The organism is Streptomyces durhamensis, from assembly GCF_000725475.1.
In the GTDB taxonomy this organism is placed as follows: Bacteria; Actinomycetota; Actinomycetes; order Streptomycetales; family Streptomycetaceae; genus Streptomyces; species Streptomyces filipinensis.
The window spans coordinates 1-512 of the sequence record NZ_JNXR01000100.1 but is presented as its reverse complement, the minus strand read 5'-3'; the positions used below and the strand labels follow the sequence as shown (position 1 = coordinate 512).

1 protein-coding gene is annotated in these 512 nt (G+C 65.2%); it reads right to left on the bottom strand.

Annotated elements, in window-relative coordinates; all coding sequences use genetic code 11:
- The coding region (locus IO33_RS0141940; RefSeq protein ID WP_245236077.1) for an AMP-binding enzyme at positions 1 to 450 on the bottom strand (450 nt) is incomplete at its 3' end.
- Positions 451 to 512: the final 62 nt, after the last annotated feature.

Genomic DNA, 512 nt, shown 5'->3' with positions numbered 1-512 from the left:
GAGCACGACGAATGCCTCGACCACTTCACCACGGACTCGGTCGGGTGCGGCTATGACGGCGCATTCGGCGACGGCGGAATGGGTCAGCAGCACCGACTCGATGTCAAAAGGGCCGATCCGATATCCGGCCATCAGGATGACGTCGTCATCGCGGGAGGAGAACCGGATGACGCCGTCGGCGTCGATCGTGGCGATGTCCCCTGTCACGAAGTAGCGCCGGTCGCCGCGGAACCGCTTGGCGGTGGCCTCGGCGTTGTCGGCGTAACCGGTGAAGGTCATGAACTCGCTGGCGGAGATGTCGACAGCCAACTGTCCCACCTCGTCGACGTCCGCGAGCGTGTCGGTGTCGGTCCGCAGCACGGTCATCTGCCAGCCAGGCAGCGACACCCCCATGGCGCCGGCAAGAACGGGCCGCTCGAGGAGTTGGTGGTGGGGATAGCCGATCGGCATACCCAGTTCGGTCTGCCCGTAATGGTCGTGGACCTGCAGTCCCAGCTCTCGTAGTGCCCACT